Below are 15,090 nucleotides of genomic sequence, written 5' to 3'. Positions count from 1 at the left end.
TCTCGCGCTCGCCACTGATCAGAGGACAATCATGACAACGGCCACAATTCTTGCCGACCCCGCGAACGTCGTCGCACCCATCAACCGCCGCATCTTCGGATCGTTCGCCGAGCACCTCGGACGGTGCATCTACGACGGAATCTCTGAGCCAGGGCATTCGACGGCGAACGACGACGGCTTTCGTCTCGACGTCGTCGACCTTGTGAAAGAACTCGGCGTCACAACGGTTCGCTACCCGGGCGGAAACTTCGTTTCGGGGTTTCGGTGGGAAGATAGCGTCGGGCCGCGCGCCACGCGCCCCGTGCGCCGCGACCTCGCGTGGCATTCGCTCGAGACGAACCAGGTGGGCCTCGACGAGTTCTCGCGCTGGCTTTCCCTCACCGGCTCAGAGCTCATGATGGCCGTCAACCTCGGAACCCGGGGAATCGAAGAGGCGCTCGATCTGCTGGAGTATTCAAACCACCCGTCGGGAACCGCTCTCAGCGACAAGCGCATTGCCTCGAGCTCGTCGTGTGCGGATCATCGGGATCGGGCATGCCCACGTTCGGCGACTGGGAACGCACGGTGCTTGAGCGCACCTATGAGCACGTCGACTTCATCTCGTGCCACGCGTACTACCAGGAGCGCGGGGGTGACATCGATTCGTACCTCGCGTCGTCGATCGACATGCAGTACGTCATCGACACTGTCGTCGCGACGGCCGACCACGTGGGAAGCAAGCTGCGCAGCTCGAAGAAGATTCAGCTCTCGTTCGACGAGTGGAACATCTGGTACCTCGACGAGCACAAGGAGTCCGACGAGGTGAACGACGAGTGGCGGTACGCGCCACGGCAGCTCGAAGACGTCTACTCTGTCGTCGACGCCGTCGTGCTCGGCAATCTCTTGATCACGCTGCTGAAGAATCACGACAGGGTGACGATCGATGTCTCTGAACTCGGCGTCTCGCGCATCAGCGAGGCTGTCACGCTGCACGATGACGACGTGTATGCGAAGAACACGCTCGCCGATCAGAATCGCGTTGGTCTTCGGCCGCTCGAGGGCGGGCAGATCGACGACGGACGCGTGCGCGTCACGCTGCCTCCGGTGTCGTGGTCGGCACTCGACCTTCGGTGAGTGGGGTGCGGATGCCGCGGTGCGTCCATCGGCTGGCAGAATTGACTCATGTATCGAACCCGCGATGACGCACTGCTTGCACACGCGAAGATTCGGCGGCTGTGGCCGCTGATCGGAGTGCTCGTCGCCCTGCTGCTCGTCGGCGCTCTCAGCTGGCTCGTGCTGCTGCACGGAACGCCGTTTGAAGCGGACACCGAATGGATGGCCTCGGTTCGCGAGAACCCGAACAGCTTTCTCATGTACGTGAGCTTCGTCATGAACTTTCTCGGCGGCGGCGTCATCGCGTGGGCGGTCATTCCCCTCGGTGGGGCGGCCGCCTTCTTCTTCGCGCGCAAGCCGGTCGCCGCGGTCTACTGGCTGATCTCGCTCGGGCTGAGCGCTGCAGCGGTGCAGGGCGTGAAGCAGCTGGTCGGGCGCGCCCGCCCCCTCGACATGCTCGTGATCTCCGATCATGGCTCATTTCCATCTGGCCACACGGCAAATGCCGCGACTGTCGCCGTCGTGCTCGGCATCGTGCTGCGCCGAACATGGGTCTGGGTCGTCGGGGTGCTCGGCATCGCCGTCATGGCGTTCACCCGCACATATCTCGGAGCGCACTGGATCACCGACACCCTCGCCGGCACACTCATCGGCGCGTGTGTCGCCATCATCGTCTGGGCGCCGTTCGGCGTGCCGCTGCTGAGAGAGCAGCTGAGACCGCACCATCAGAGGAGCTAAGCGTTGACACTCGACATCGGAACAAACTGGGCGGGCAACCTCGCCTATGGGGCGCAGCGCATCGTCGCTCCCGCCAGCATCGCCGAGGTGCAGGTGGTGCTCGCTGACGCAACGCAGGTGCGCGCCGTCGGCTCACGACACTCGTTCAACACGATCGCCGACACGACGGGCGTGCTGCTCGCGACATCGCGCCTTGACTCGGCGCCCGTGGTCGACGAGGCGGCTCGCACTGTCACGGTCGGGGCGGGCATGCGGTACGGCGAACTCGGTGCCGAGCTGCAGCGCGCGGGCTGGGCGCTGTCGAACCTCGCCTCGCTTCCGCACATCTCCGTTGCGGGGGCCATCGCAACGGGAACGCACGGGTCGGGCAATCGTGTGCCGTCGCTCGCCGCCGCCGTCGCAGGGCTCGAGCTCGTGACAGCATCCGGTGACTGCGTCACTCTGCGCCGGGGCGACGCCGATTTCGATGCCGCCGTCGTCTCGCTCGGTGCGCTCGGCATCGTCACGCGGGTGACGCTCGACATCGAGCCAACGTTCGAGGTGTCGCAGCACGTCTACGAAAAGCTTGCGCTCGATCGCGTGCTCGAGAACGTCGACGCGGTGACGAGCCTCGGCTACAGCGTGAGCATGTTCACAACATGGCGTGATGCCGACATGCTCGACCAGGTGTGGGTGAAAAGACGAGCGGATGCTGACGCGCCAGCGCCCGCGGACGTGCTCGGCGCCCAGCCGGCCACCGTCGCCCGCCACCCGCTGCCCGGCATCTCTGCAGAGTTCTGCACGGTGCAACTCGGCGTGCCTGGCGCCTGGATCGACAGGCTGCCGCACTTCAAGCTCAACTTCACGCCGTCAAACGGCGATGAGCTGCAGACCGAATACCTCGTGCCGCGCGCCCGCATCGCCGAGGCGCTCGACGTGATGCGCGACATGGCTCCGCGCGTTGCTCCGCTGCTGCAGGTGAACGAGATTCGCACCGTTCCCGCAGACGACCTGTGGTTGAGCCCGGCGTACGGGCACGATGTCGTTGGCCTGCACTTCACGTGGCTCCCCGCGCAGGCCGAGGTGGAGAAACTGCTCGCCGAGCTGGAAGAGCGGCTGCTGCCGCTCGGCGCGCGCCCGCACTGGGGCAAGCTCGCTGTCGCCGACTCGGCGGCGCTGCACGAGGCATACCCGAAGCTCGCCGAGTTTCGGGCCGTTGCCGAGCGCTACGACCCGAACGGCGTCTTTCGCAACGCCTTCGTGAACCGCGTCTTCGGCGACTCCTGACTCTTTCAGCGCCGCCGACCCGCAGAATCAGGGCGTGCCACTTTTTGCTGCTTTGACCGCGTCATCGTCGCCAGAAGTGGCACCCGACACGGAGCGTCACGGCGCGGCCGGAGCATCCACCTGCCACAGCACACCGAAGCTGTCGCGCACCTGCCCGTAGGTGTCGCCCCAGGGCGCCGCAAGAAACGGTATCTCGACGGTGCCGCCTGCCGCTGTGAAGGTGTCGATGAGCGCTTCGCCCTCGGCGACAGAGCCGACGGTGACGATCAGCGAGTAGGTGTCAGAGGTCACGGGCGACGGCTCGTCGCCGATGCTGTCGCCGGCCCGCAGGTCGAGGGCGCCTCCTGTGAGGCTCGCGTGTGCAACGGCATCCGGTTCGGGCTTCACGGGGAAGCCCTCGGTCGACATGCTGTCGTAGGTCAGCATCTCAAGCTCGCCGCCGAAAATGGATTGATAGAACGTCATTGCCTCGGCGGTGGTGCCGGGGAACGAGATGTACGGCGCTGTCGACAGTGACATGAGAGATCCTCTCGCGAAAGTTTTCTCCATCGTTGCACGATCTGGCCGCTCAAAAAGAAGCGAGCGTGAAGAGGTCAGAGGGAAAATGTGCCCTGCTCGATGCGCGTGGTGCGATCCGCGTTGCGCGAGGCTTCGAGAACGATGACGAGTGTGACCATGCATGCGGCGGCGACCGGCAGTGAGAAGGGAACCAGAGCAGACAGCCCGATCAGCGCTGCCAATGCCACGATGACGATGTTCGTCGCACGGCTCAGCACATGGCGCAACGTGAGCGCCCACGTGCCGAGCAGAAAAAGGCTGACAGGCACGGTGAGTGTGGCTGCCGCAGCAACACCTGCGACGTCGGCGGCGTTGGTATCGACGTCGATCGCCACCTCGATACCCGCCGACAGCGCGCCGGCAGCGGCGAAGACGACGAAGTGCCCGTAGCCGAAGGTGAGCGACGAGCCGAAGCTCGTGATGCTGTCCGAATGCTCGCGCGCAAAGTACGTCCACCACATTCCCGCGGCGAGAATGAGTCCGCACACCGCGACAATGATCAGCGAGGGCAGGTGCGCTGTGTGCTCCACGGAGTCGATCACGGCATTCGCGGAGGCCAGCACGGACTCGCCGATGAGAATAAGAGTGAACAGGCTGTAGCGCTCAGTGATGTGCTCGGGGTGCCACGGTGTGTGACGACGACGCTCGGCGATGATCGGCACGGTAAGCTCCCCGCCCATCAGCACGAGGAACGACACGACTCCTCCCTGCTCGGGCAGCCAGAGGCGGGCAATCCACAGCACCTGCATGATCGTGATGCCCACCGCATAGACCAGCGCTGTCTGGCGCAGATGGGGGACGGATGCTGCGGCACGCAGCCATTGAGCTACCATCGGCAGCCGCATCACGACGTAGCCGAGAGTCATGATCGTGAAGTCGCCCTCGGTCATAGCGCTGCCGGTGCCGGCAGCGAGAACGAGAGCTCCCGACATCTGCACGATCGTCAGCAGACGGTAAAACCAGTCATCGGTATCGAACGCTGTGGCGAACCAGGTGAAGTTCATCCACGCCCACCACACGGCGAGAAGCACCATGAGGTACGAGCCAACACCAGAGACGATGTGCGCGTCGGATTCTGCCGCATGAAGGTGGGACGACGACAGCGAGACCGAGACGACAAACACCAGGTCGAAAAACAGTTCAAGCGGACTCGCCACACGGTTCGGCTGCGACGGATCGCGTGGGTTCATGCGAATGAGGCCGAAACGAGTGCGCATGACGAACATTCTCGCGCAGGTTCGTCCGCGTCCGCGGTGGCCACGCCCGTAGACTCGCTGTGTGAGCAGCATCCGCCCCTATCGTGCCTCTGACATCGACGACGTGTATGACATCTGCGTGCGCACCGGCGACTCTGGCGGCGACGCGACGGGCAAGTTCTCACGGGGCACGCTGTTGGTCGACGTATACGCGGCGCCGTATCTTCGCCACGACCCAAGCCTCGCGTGGGTTGTCGATGACGGAGAACGGGTGATCGGGTACCTCATCGCCACGGCAGACACACGCGCGTTCGCGCGTTGGTTTGCCGACACCTGGTGGCCCGAGGTCGCGGGGCGCTACGAGCCGAACGAGAGCGAGAAGCCGGGGGAGCGTGGGCTGATCGATTCGGCCGCCGACCCCGATCGGCTGCTCGTGAGCGACGTCGACGCGTACCCCGCGCACCTGCACATCGATCTGCTTCCTGTCACGCAGGGGCAGGGCCTCGGGCGACGGCTCATCGACACGCTCGTCGCTGAGCTGACCGCGCGGGGAGTCACCGGTCTTCACCTGACGGCGGGGTCAGCGAACGCGGGGGCAATCGGGTTCTACGAGCGCATCGGGTTTCACCGTCTTGAGCGCGACGAGGGCAGCGTCACCTTCGGCATGAGGCTATGAAGCGGCTGCGCCACGTTCGCGTTCGGAGCCGCGCTGAGCTCGGAGCGAGCTAGTAGCTGCGCTGCGGACGCCGCTCGAACCACGTGAGCATGTCGGGGTTCGAGCGCTGAAGCTCGTCGAGCGTCACCGTGTTCTGCACATGCTCGACGGGGGCCGTCACCAGACGGGACGCAACGCGGTTGATCGACTCGTCCGTCCAGAATTCACCGCGCATGCGCAGCAGCAGGGCACCCTCACCGTCGAGCACGAACATCTGCAGAACGGGTTCGGTCGCGCCGGGGCGACGCAGGCGCAACACAATGGCGCGGGCGACGTCGATCAGCTCGACGTCTCGACTTCGGGGAAGAAACGGCACGACTCCCAAGCGTGATGCCGAGATCGACACCTTCATCATCGCGAAGCGCACGCCGACAACGACGAGAACCGCCATCAGCAGAACCTGCGCCGCGAGAACCCACCAGCCGGCGCCGACCGGAACGGCGAGCCAGTAGAGAGTGAGCAGAAGCGGTACCGCGATGACCGCCACGACAAGCAGCCCCTGCCACAGCAGAGACCGTCGTGTCCGCACGACGGTCGAATCCATCAGCGCCGTTTCCCCCATCAATCCTCCTTGTCTATCTTGGTACGGATCGACGCTCCTGTCGTGTCCTCACTTTGGAGGACACACAGGTACGCAATGTCATCTGCACGGGGAATGGAGGCAGACGACGATGAAAATGCTATTTCTTCTTATTGCCGGGCTGAGGTGCCGGGTCGGTCGACGTCGATGCTTCCACTCGCTGTGACGAGCGTTTTGAGGCCGAACGTGCAGTGATTCGACGCAACACGAGGAAAGTGACGAAGATCGCGCCGGCGACAAGGGCAACGAGCGCAACGGGACTCGTAGCGAAGATCGTGAACGATCCGTCAGATATGAGAAGGCTTCGACGGAAGTTGGACTCGAGAAGCGGGCCAAGAACGAATGCCAGAGCAAGAGGCGCGGGTTCGAACCCGTACTTCTTGAGGACGTATCCGACGATTCCGAAGCCAAGTGCGACCCAGACATCGAACATCGTGTTGTTGACGCTGTACACACCGACGAGCGTGACGACAAGCGTAATCGGAGCAAGATAGCGCAATGGTGCACTGAGGAGTCGCGTGAAGATCTTCACAAGGGGGATGTTGAGGGCAAGAAGCACGATATTGCCGATGAACATCGACACGATCACGCCCCAGAAGACTTCAGGGTGGCTACTCACCAGGAGCGGACCAGGAGTGATTCCCTGCAGGAGAAGTGCCCCGAAGATCACGGCCATCGTTGTGTTTGCGGGAATCCCCAGACTGAGTAGCGGGATGAACGAGGAGTTTGCTGCCGCGTTATTCGCTGTCTCCGGTCCGGCCACGCCTTCAATCGCGCCTTGCCCAAAGCGACTGCGATCCTTGCCGAGTCGCTTCTCGAGCCCGTACGACGCCATCGATGCAATTGTCGCACCTCCGCCAGGAAGCACTCCGAGCAAGAATCCGATAATCGACCCTCGCGCGATGGGCCCACCCGATGCTCGCATCTCCGCGCGGTTCGGCAACACACGTCCGTAGCCCAGTGCGGTCTGCGACGTGCCTTTTGACCCCTCGACCGTCGAGATAAGCTCGCCGATTCCGAAGAGACCCATGGCTACGGCCGCGAACGAGATTCCGCTGGCAAGGTCGGGAACGCCGAAAGTGAAACGGTTCGCGCCCGTCACGGGATCCTGCCCGATTGTCGCGAGGAGAAGGCCGAGGCCGGCCACGAGGGCTCCGCGAAGAAAGGCTCCGTTGGTGAGATAGGAGACGAGGATGATTCCTGCGAAAGCGAGAAGTGCATATTCGGGCGGTCCGAACTCGAGAGCAAGCTTTGCGAACGGAGCCGCGAGGAACAGCAGTCCGATGATGGCGACGGTTCCTCCGATAAACGAACCGATGGCCGAGATGCCCAGAGCCACGCCGCCCTGGCCCTTCTTCGCCATTGCGTGGCCGTCGAAGGTCGTCACGATTGTTGTTGCTTCGCCTGGGATCTTCAGGAGCACCGACGTGATTGTTCCGCCGTACGCGGAGCCGTAGAAGATCCCGGCAAGCATAATGATTGCCGATTCGGGAGGCAGCGCGTATGTGATCGGAAGGAGCAGGGCGATGGTTCCTGCTGAGCCGAGGCCCGGCAGCACTCCGATGAGGTTCCCCGCAAGAACCCCAATCAGCACCATGAGAAGGTTCTCTAGTGTTAATGCCGTTTGAAGGCCGATAAGAAGTGAGTCGAGCACGAAGACCTCAGAACTGAATAGGTGGAACGCCAGTCATACGCGCGGTGTTGGAACGCCGAGCAAGATGAAGAAAAGGAACCAGCAGGCGGCCGATGTGATGACTGTCACGGCGGTGATTTTGATCCAACTCCGCTCGCCCGCAAGAATCTGTCCGATCGTCAGGAGGAATGCCGACGCGACGATGAAGTGAACATAGGTCATGAGAACGATGAACACTGCCACTGCACCGATGAGGCTGATGCCCGTGAGCGAATCGCGGCTGAAGCGCTCGCCTTTGCCATCCCGGTTCACCACGACGAAGACGATTGCAGCGGCGATGATGCTCAGGCCAAGCACGAACGGCCAGAACCCGGGGCCAGGCGCATCTGGTGTTCCGATTCCAATCGAAACAGTCCAAGCACACGCGCCGGCCCCGAGAATGGTGAAGCCGATTGTCGCGGCGAGACGGCGAGGCATTTCCCCAGAGCGCGACTGAGCGGACTGCGCAGAATCGACCACGTCGCTCGTGTCCTCGCTTGATGAGGCTATGTTCTCGCTTCGCTCGCTGCTGTCAGACATGGGTTAGAGAAGTCCCAGCTCTTCAAACAGCGTTTCGTTGGTTTTCCGTTCCTTCTTGAGCTGCGAGATCATGTCGCCCGTCGTCGTCGCTGCGCGAGCAGAGTAAAGCGAATCGAGGGTTTCCGTAAACTCATCAGATGCAGCGGCCTTCTCGAAGATGTCCGTGAGCTCTGTCAGCGCGGCCTTCTCGAGTTCGTCATTGACGTAGAGTCCCTTCCAGATCGACATATTGACATCGACGTCTTGCTCAAGCGCTGTGGGGACGTCTTCGAGATATTGTGAACGTTCCTCGCTGAATACCGCGACGGCCGTGAGATCTCCCGATTCGATGTACTGAAGAACCTCGCCCGGGTGGGCAGCGACGACGTCAACCTGATTTCCGAGGAGTGCAGTGAGCGCGGGGGCATTTCCCTCAAAGGGAACTCCTGTTGCGTCAAGGCCCAGTTTGTCGAATGTCTGGGCTTGAGCCAATTGGGTATAGCTGCCTCCTCCTGTGGTGCCGTAGTTGAAGCGATGCGATTTGTCCGAAGCAAGGTCGTCGAGTGATGTCCATCCGCTTTCGGAATTCACGACGAAGACAATGTCTTCCTGGTTGAGGGACGCTACAGCCGCAAAATCGTCTGGCGTGAACTGCACGTCCTGGAAGAACGGCATTGATGTGAAAGGGCCATTCGGAAGCATGATGGCTTCGCAGGCTTTTGGCTTCTTCTGCGCAACCTTGGTTGCCGCTGTGGTGCCGTTGGCTCCCGGTTGGTTGATCACGTTTACGGTGATCCCCGATTCATCTTCGGCAATCTTCGCGAGGGAGCGACCCGCCGTGTCGGAGCTTCCACCGGGGGAGTAAGGAACGATCAGATCAATCTGGTCGCAACCGGAATCTGATGCGCTTCCCGAACCTGATGCGCAGCCAGCAAGCACACTGACCAGGGCGCATGCTGCAAATGCTGCACCGGCCTTCTTGTGCCACTGCCGTGAAACGGGCGCTCCGCTCGCTGCGGTATATCGCGAGACATAACTACCGGAAATAATCTTCATCATCGAAGCTCCTGACCTGAATGCTGTTCTGAGTACTGAACGTTAGCGAATGAAACCCGCAATATCAAGCCAACTTGAATTTGTGTCCAGTATGCTGAATAGTGTTCAGGAATATTGGTCTTCGACGAGGAAGTGTAGAGAAATGACGGACGGACGACCGAACGTAGTCTTCATCATCACCGACCAGCAGCGGTTCGACACCATCGCGGCACTCGGATATTCGCATGCGAAAACGCCGAATCTTGATCGATTGGTGAAGGAAGGTACCGCGTTCACGCGCACCTACGTGACAGCACCGTCATGCGCGCCGTCCCGGGCAAGTCTCTTCACTGGCCTGTATCCGCATACGACGGGGGTGCTGAGAAACGATGACCCCTGGAATCATTCATGGGTTGAGCAGCTTGCCGAAGCGGGGTATCGCTGCGTGAATGTCGGCAAAATGCACACCTATCCGTATGAGACGTCGGTGGGATTTCACGAACGACATGTTGTGGAGAACAAAGATCGGTCGAACCCGAAGCTTCCGTTCTTTCTGGATCAGTGGGATAAAGCGTTCATGGCGCGAGGGCTGATCAAGCCTGACCGCAGAACAAAGTATCGCGCGATGCCTGACTACGAGGATCGCCTCGGCGCATTCGTGTGGGAAGCCCCCGAAGATCTTCATGCAGACAATTTTGTTGGCGGGTTCGCCGTGCATTGGCTCGACACGTATCCAGGAGACGAGCCCTTTTTCCTTCAAATTGGATTCCCCGGACCGCACCCTCCCTACGATCCGACCCCTCGGCACCTTGATGCGTACGAGGGTGAACGAATGCCAGAACCTGCAATGACGGAGACCGATATCGAGAGCCAGCCTCATGCTCTCAAGGAACTTCGGCAGGACCATCTCGATATCGATCACGACGGCGTCGTTCATCTCGAGCACCCCACTGACGAGCAGACGCAGAGACAACGGCGGCATTACATGGCAAATGTCTCGATGATCGACGAACAGGTGGGTCACGTCATTGATGCGCTCGAGAAGCGCGGCGTTCTCGAAGAGACAATCATCATCTTCACGTCAGACCACGGGGACTGCCTGAATGACCACGGGCACTCGCAGAAGTGGACGATGTACGAGCCAAGTGTTCGCGTTCCTGCAATCGTGTGGGGGCCAACGGTGGCACCGGGTCAGGTTCTCAACGGACTCGTCGCTCACATGGATCTTGGTCCGACGGTTCTCGAGCTTGCGGGGCTTGAGCCTCCGGCGTGGATGGAAGCTGAGTCACTCGCGCCGGCGTTGAGAGGAGAGGCTTGGCGAGGCAGAGAAGCTGTGTTCTCAGAGCATGCTCGTGATGTCATTCTCTTCGGCACTGAATTGATGACGATGGTGCGCGACGATCAGTTCAAGCTCGTGGAATTCATTGATGACGACTACGGTCAGCTCTTCGATCTGCATGCAGATCCGAGCGAGGAGGTGAACCTGTGGGATGACCCGACGCATCATGCGACGCGATCCAGACTCAGTACGGTGATCTCCCGATGGCGGGCAGAGAGCGAGCTCAAGACCTCTACCTGGGCAAAGGCCTTCCGGTGACGGAGGCGTCATCGCCGATTGCATCGATAACGGTCATCAGGTGCCACAATGTTGTAACAAGGTCAGTATGCTGAATCAGTTTCTCTTGACGGAAGGGGCATTGTGAAGGATGCTTCCACTTCGCGCTCGGTGGTGCCCGCGCTCTCCAAAGCGATCTCGATCCTAGATTTTCTCGCTGAGTCGAGAGGTGGAAAGAGCCTGACGGAGATTGCGGAGGCCATCTCATCTGCGAAATCGACAACGTCGAATCTCTGCAGGGAGCTTGAAGAAAGTCGTCTCATCACACGAGTTCCTGAAGGCTACGAGTTGGGCAGACGCACGGTTGAGCTTGGTGGAGCATATTTGTCCAACTATGACCAACTTCGTGACTTCTATGCTGCATGCTCGGAACTCCCGCATATGCGCCACGAGCTCGTCAAGGTGGCGGTTCTCGACGGCACGGACGTTCTCTACCTGGCTCGCCATGAGGGTCGGGCGCCGCTGCGTTTGTCGGCGAGCATCGGCGACCGATTTCCCGCAGCATCGACGGCCGTCGGGAACGCGCTTCTCGCAGAGCTTTCGACGGACGAGGTGGAGAGACGCTTCAGCGCAGACGACGCCTTCCCGGCGTGGACAGGACTGAGTACTCGGAATCTGGAGGATCTGCAGGGGAAGCTCGCGCTCGTTCGCGAACGAGGATTCGCCGTGGAAGATGGTGCTGTACTTCCTGGCGTACACGGTATTGCCGTGAGCCTTCCTGCCGGCAGGGTCGGGCAAGCCCCACTCGGGCTGGGAGTTTCGTTTGTCGGCGCAACAACAGCAGCCGAGACGCGTCAGGAACTCCATGACGAACTTCTCGAACTTCGAGCGCGCCTTGTCAACCCTCTCCACATACTCTCGAACAGGGTGACAGCCGAACGTGGAGAGTCACCTGACGCTTATCGAGCTTCGTCTGCCTGAGTGCGACGAATGATCTCTCGTGCGACAGTGGCGGCATCGTCCCCTTGCCTTCGCTGCACATGGTGAGCAAGGTCGAGGTGAAGTCCAACATCCTCCATGCTCGCATGGCTTTCGCTGAGGATATTCATGTTGCGCTCGTGCAAGCTTTCGCGAATCACGCCCGACAGCCTGAGAAACATCGAGTTGCCGGAAGCGTGGAGGATGAGGCGGTGGAAGAGTGCATCGTTGCGCGAGAACTCGTCAGCGTTGCCCTCGATGCCGCATGTCCACAACGCGCCGGCCACGCTGATGATCTGCCCGGCGAGCTCGGCTGATCCGGTCTCGCTTGCCAGTCGTGCTGCGTCGGGCTCGATGGCCAATCGAACATCGAGCAGCTCTCGAATCTGCCGGGCTCGGTCTGAGGATTCGAGTCGCCAACGGATGACCTGTGGATCGAAGACATTCCACTCGCTTTCCGGCAAGATCCGAAGACCCACGCGTTTTTTCGCCTGAAGGAGTCCAAGCGAACCGAGCACTCGAGCAGACTCGCGTACGACGCTCCTCGACGTGCCCGTGGCGACTTCGAGATCGTCAACTGTGATCACTGCGTTCTCACGAAGACGACGATCGCAGATTGCCTTCCCGAGAAGTTCGTGGACGTGAACGTAGGACGTCGCAAGGCTGGACTCAGGGGTGTTGTCGGGAAAGAGCGATCGTCGGAGATCGACGGGGGACACCCTCCCACCAGTAGGCCGTGCCGCGCGGCTCACGCGGCACTCACGGGAGTGATTACCAGCTCGTTCAGGCAGATGTTCTGTGGAGCGTCGAGCACGAACTGCACGGTCATAGCAATGTCGTCTGGAGTGAGCATCGTGGCCCGTTCCTCCGTGCCAGGCACGTTTGGTCTGAGCGAGAGGAAGTCTGTGTCGACGACACCGGGGCACAGGTGGCATGCGCGAATCCCCTGACTGTTGAGCTCCCCGTTGAGCGTCTTGGTCAAGGAGCTGACTGCCGTCTTGCTTGCACTGTATGCGACACCGGCATCTTTCGCGTATCGCCAGCCGGCAACGGAAGAGATGAAGACGATTGTGCCGTGACCGATCTGCCGCATGCCGGGAAGCACCGAATCTACGACCAGTGCGGCCCCGGTCAGATTCGTCTGAACCACCGACGTGAATTCCTGCATCGATTGATCTTGCCAGTAGCGTTGCACGCTATTGAGACCAGCCGACAGCGCAACGTGAGTCACGGTGCCCCATTCCCTCTCAATTGTTGAGTGCGCATGCTTGACGCTCTCGGGGTCGGAGGTGTCCATCGCGACAGTCAAGCTCGTTCCTCCCCGCTCGGAGACTATCCGAGCGACGCCCGCAAGCGAGGCGAGGCGGCGCCCAGAGAGAGCAACCTTGTAACCGCGCTCCGCCGCAGCGAGAGCGATCGCTCGACCCATCCCGCTTCCCGCACCCGTGACCCACAAGACCGGTGTCGACGCTTCCGTATGCATTGGTTTGCTCTCCTTCATGGCTCTCCAGCATCCTATAAAGTATGCTTTTATTAGAGCATAACTATATAAAGTAAGAGTTATTCAAATTTACGTGGATCGTGACAGAAGGAGCAGTACGCCTCATGCAGATTGATTTCACGGGCAAGGTCGTTGTCATAACGGGGGCAGCGACGGGTATCGGGCGAGAGATCGCGAGACGTTTCAAGGGTGAAGGTGCCACTGTCGTTCCTCTCGATGTGAACGTCGACGGATTGCGCGCGTTGGCAACAGATTTCCCTGGCGAGGGGTGGGACAACGCTGGCGTTGTTTGTGATGTGCGAGATACAGACGGTGTTCACGAGGCCATCGACGGCATTGTCGCCGCGCATGGGCGAATCGACGTTCTCGTCAACAACGCCGGGGTGAACGCCGTGGGTCTCGTGGAAAATCTGGAGCGCGACGTCTGGGATCGCTGCTTCGACATCAACGTGCGGGGCGTGTTCAACACATGCAAGGCTGTCGCACCCGTGATGAAGAATCAGAACTACGGCCGCATCATCAACGCTGCATCGTTCGCAGCGATAATGCCAAGCATCGGCGCGTCGGCGTACGCTGCATCAAAGGCCGCCGTCGTTCAGTTCTCGCGAACGTTGGCGGGTGAGCTTGGTCCGTGGGGGATTACGGTCAATTCGTATGCCCCGGGAATGATTCCGACGGCAATGAATGGCTTTGCCGACCTGCCAGATGGCGAACAGTCGAAGCGTCTGGACATGCTTACTGTTCGTCGATGGGGCAAGCCAGATGATATTGCTGATCTTCTGTGTTTCCTTGCCAGCGACTTCGCCGGGTACATCACCGGAACGCTGACAGATGTCAGTGGTGGAAAATTCAGCACACAAGCGCCGAGCCGCGCTTATGGCGAAAACTGAGATGAGCATTGACGACGGCTCGGCTAGCGAGCGACGTTGCGTCAACGAGTACTCGCAGAAATTTGGCGGAGAATGGGGTGTCTGAGGTCAGGACATCGTTCATACCTGTCTCGCGACATCGTTCATAAGAGATAGTTCCGCGATGTTTCACGACATCGTTCTCTAGAGACAGTTCACCGGTGTCTCACGACATCGTGCACTCGCCTTCGCCATGGCCCGGAAAACCGGAGAACACGCGGCCTGGCCGACCTTGCAACCGAGCACCGCTAACTGCCTCAAACGCCTGTGAGACAAGCACAGAGAGGCGTGCGATCGCCTTGGACCGATGTCATCGCGAAGTGTGACCAGCGCCGGTGAGAGCTCGCCTGCTCCTCAGCGAATCAACACCGGGGGCGAGCTGATCCGGTACCGCCGAAACCACCCTGACAGCAAGCCAGAAACACAATTAAGTGAACGATGTCTCGCGACATATAGGAACTATGTCGCGAGACATCACAATGGCGGAGAATGGGGGATTCGAACCCCCGAGGGCGTTAACCCAACACGCTTTCCAAGCGTGCGCCATAGGCCACTAGGCGAATTCTCCACGGCCGCGAAAAGCGGCCTTGGTTATCTTACCCGAGACCGAGCGGTGGTGCCGACCACGCCGTGTGCGGGGCCGGTTCGACGGCACGGTTTCGGTCTGTACAATGGATGCTGGCTCCTCGCGTGGCGCCATCCAGGCCAAATCCCCCAGGACGGAAACGTAGCAAGGGTAACCGGGCTCTGGCGGGTGCGCGAGGGGTCACTTTTGTC

14 protein-coding genes, 1 tRNA gene, 1 other RNA gene and 1 pseudogene are annotated in these 15,090 nt (G+C 60.8%); 8 read left to right on the top strand and 9 right to left on the bottom strand.

Translation table 11 applies throughout. The annotated features are described in order from the left end of the window. The first annotated feature begins 31 nt into the window (after window positions 1-31). The 3 genes and pseudogenes from HCR84_RS12635 (at window position 32) to HCR84_RS12625 (ending at window position 3,096) form a co-directional block, all read left to right on the top strand. A pseudogene (locus tag HCR84_RS12635) lies at window positions 32-1,113 on the top strand (alpha-L-arabinofuranosidase C-terminal domain-containing protein). Window positions 1,114-1,161: 48 nt separating this feature from the next. Beyond that, on the top strand, window positions 1,162-1,830 hold the full coding sequence (locus HCR84_RS12630; RefSeq protein ID WP_244972479.1) for a phosphatase PAP2 family protein: 669 nt from the start codon (window positions 1,162-1,164) through the stop codon (window positions 1,828-1,830). Window positions 1,831-1,833: 3 nt separating this feature from the next. Beyond that, window positions 1,834-3,096 carry an FAD-binding protein gene (locus tag HCR84_RS12625; protein WP_166980502.1) on the top strand — a complete coding sequence of 421 codons (1,263 nt, stop codon included), beginning with the start codon at window positions 1,834-1,836 and terminating at the stop codon, window positions 3,094-3,096. Window positions 3,097-3,192: 96 nt separating this feature from the next. Here the strand turns inward: HCR84_RS12625 and HCR84_RS12620 are convergent, their stop codons facing one another. Then, on the bottom strand, window positions 3,193-3,615 hold the full coding sequence (locus HCR84_RS12620; protein WP_166980504.1) for a VOC family protein: 423 nt from the start codon (window positions 3,613-3,615) through the stop codon (window positions 3,193-3,195). 74 nt (window positions 3,616-3,689) lie between these two features. Continuing rightward, window positions 3,690-4,871: a low temperature requirement protein A gene (locus HCR84_RS12615; RefSeq protein ID WP_235940676.1), complete on the bottom strand. Its 1,182-nt coding sequence runs from the start codon at window positions 4,869-4,871 to the stop codon at window positions 3,690-3,692. Between the two features lie 61 nt (window positions 4,872-4,932). On the opposite strand from HCR84_RS12615, the gene HCR84_RS12610 reads away from it, so the two are divergent. Beyond that, entirely contained in the window at window positions 4,933-5,526 is a 594-nt protein-coding gene (locus HCR84_RS12610; RefSeq protein ID WP_166980507.1) for a GNAT family N-acetyltransferase, read from the top strand. A gap of 49 nt (window positions 5,527-5,575) precedes the next feature. On the opposite strand, the gene HCR84_RS12605 is transcribed toward HCR84_RS12610, so the two are convergent. The 4 genes from HCR84_RS12605 to HCR84_RS12590 all read right to left on the bottom strand — a co-directional run bounded on the left by HCR84_RS12605 (window position 5,576) and on the right by HCR84_RS12590 (window position 9,395). Then, the gene (locus tag HCR84_RS12605; protein WP_166980509.1) at window positions 5,576-6,127 is read right to left on the bottom strand and encodes a hypothetical protein; all 552 of its coding nucleotides are present in this window, start codon (window positions 6,125-6,127) and stop codon (window positions 5,576-5,578) included. A 118-nt stretch (window positions 6,128-6,245) separates the two neighbouring features. After that, window positions 6,246-7,742, bottom strand: coding sequence for a tripartite tricarboxylate transporter permease (locus HCR84_RS12600; protein ID WP_166980511.1), 1,497 nt, complete (start codon window positions 7,740-7,742; stop codon window positions 6,246-6,248). Window positions 7,743-7,832: 90 nt separating this feature from the next. After that, window positions 7,833-8,357 (bottom strand): tripartite tricarboxylate transporter TctB family protein, encoded by a 525-nt coding sequence (locus tag HCR84_RS12595; RefSeq protein ID WP_166980512.1) that lies wholly within the window; start codon window positions 8,355-8,357, stop codon window positions 7,833-7,835. Window positions 8,358-8,360: 3 nt separating this feature from the next. Next, window positions 8,361-9,395, bottom strand: a complete 1,035-nt coding sequence (locus HCR84_RS12590; protein WP_166980514.1) for a tripartite tricarboxylate transporter substrate binding protein — start codon at window positions 9,393-9,395, stop codon at window positions 8,361-8,363. A 46-nt stretch (window positions 9,396-9,441) separates the two neighbouring features. On the opposite strand from HCR84_RS12590, the gene HCR84_RS12585 reads away from it, so the two are divergent. After that, on the top strand, window positions 9,442-10,968 hold the full coding sequence (locus HCR84_RS12585) for a sulfatase family protein (RefSeq protein ID WP_244972478.1): 1,527 nt from the start codon (window positions 9,442-9,444) through the stop codon (window positions 10,966-10,968). A gap of 102 nt (window positions 10,969-11,070) precedes the next feature. After that, entirely contained in the window at window positions 11,071-11,907 is an 837-nt protein-coding gene (locus HCR84_RS17835; RefSeq protein ID WP_166980518.1) for an IclR family transcriptional regulator, read from the top strand. Here the strand turns inward: HCR84_RS17835 and HCR84_RS12575 are convergent. Continuing rightward, window positions 11,886-12,623, bottom strand: coding sequence for a FadR/GntR family transcriptional regulator (locus tag HCR84_RS12575; RefSeq protein ID WP_166980520.1), 738 nt, complete (start codon window positions 12,621-12,623; stop codon window positions 11,886-11,888). The genes HCR84_RS17835 and HCR84_RS12575 overlap by 22 nt on opposite strands. A gap of 29 nt (window positions 12,624-12,652) precedes the next feature. Continuing rightward, complete coding sequence (locus tag HCR84_RS12570) at window positions 12,653-13,387, bottom strand: SDR family oxidoreductase (protein WP_166980522.1); 735 nt, start codon at window positions 13,385-13,387, stop codon at window positions 12,653-12,655. A gap of 122 nt (window positions 13,388-13,509) precedes the next feature. Between HCR84_RS12570 and HCR84_RS12565 the strand changes: the two genes are divergently transcribed. Further along, entirely contained in the window at window positions 13,510-14,295 is a 786-nt protein-coding gene (locus HCR84_RS12565; protein ID WP_166980524.1) for an SDR family NAD(P)-dependent oxidoreductase, read from the top strand. Window positions 14,296-14,793: 498 nt separating this feature from the next. Here HCR84_RS12565 and HCR84_RS12560 read toward each other — a convergent pair. After that, window positions 14,794-14,881 (bottom strand) — tRNA-Ser (locus HCR84_RS12560). Between the two features lie 109 nt (window positions 14,882-14,990). Between HCR84_RS12560 and ffs the strand changes: the two genes are divergently transcribed. Beyond that, window positions 14,991-15,087, top strand: an RNA gene (gene ffs / locus HCR84_RS12555) — signal recognition particle sRNA small type. Window positions 15,088-15,090: the final 3 nt, after the last annotated feature.

It is taken from the genome of Paramicrobacterium fandaimingii (assembly GCF_011751745.2).
Classification (GTDB): domain Bacteria; phylum Actinomycetota; class Actinomycetes; order Actinomycetales; family Microbacteriaceae; genus Paramicrobacterium; species Paramicrobacterium fandaimingii.
Note: the sequence above shows the minus strand (reverse complement) of the source record. Positions and strands in the feature narration are given on the sequence as shown.